Annotated in this window: 1 protein-coding gene; it reads right to left on the minus strand. The window is 28.6% G+C overall.

Annotation, left to right across the window (positions count from 1 at the left end; translation table 11 throughout):
- Positions 1-140 precede the first annotated feature (140 nt).
- A partial coding sequence (locus JI65_RS17010) for a hypothetical protein (RefSeq protein ID WP_191018351.1) occupies positions 141-665 on the minus strand: 525 nt, incomplete at its 5' end.

A 665-nucleotide genomic window follows, 5' to 3' on the forward strand; every position in this document is an offset into this window, starting at 1 on the left:
CTATCATCTTCTACTAAATACAAAGCTGCATAATTTTTTTTGTAACAAAAAACGTCGATAGCCTCTTTTCCTTAAAGAGTCAATCGGGCATTCAGGAAAGATGTACGGATTATCATATTAAAGAATAAAAAGTAAGATTTTTATTCTCTGTAGTCATAAAAGACATAATCTGATTTTCTATTTTTCAATATCCATTCATCTCTTGCTTTTATACATTTTTCACAAATATATTGGTCTTTATATCTTTGTTCTTGAGCTATACAACCGCCAAGTATAATATCATTGCAATTTGGAAAATTATTTGGCCTGATATCTACTATGTAGCCTAGATCAAGAAATTTTACAAGACCATATAAGACTGGTATTTTATGTTTTTCCATTTCGCATTTATGTATTATACAAAGTTGCGTGTTATTAGCAGAAATAATATTTTTTTCTTTATTAATCCATATTAGTTTGGAAGCCGTGCTATTTACACTTATTATTTCGTATGAATATAATTCATTAACTAATTGACGACACAGCAAATCAAAATCAAATACTATTTCATTTGGGATGCTTACAGTTATATATTTGTTTTTATAAAAAATTCTAATTGTTGGTGGGGCAGGGACAATAACCTCATCTTTGATTTTGACTTTCCGTTTCTGATACCAAATTTCTGC

Origin of the sequence: Treponema zioleckii, from assembly GCF_014737315.1 — a bacterium.
Classification (GTDB): Bacteria; Spirochaetota; Spirochaetia; order Treponematales; family Treponemataceae; genus Treponema_D; species Treponema_D zioleckii.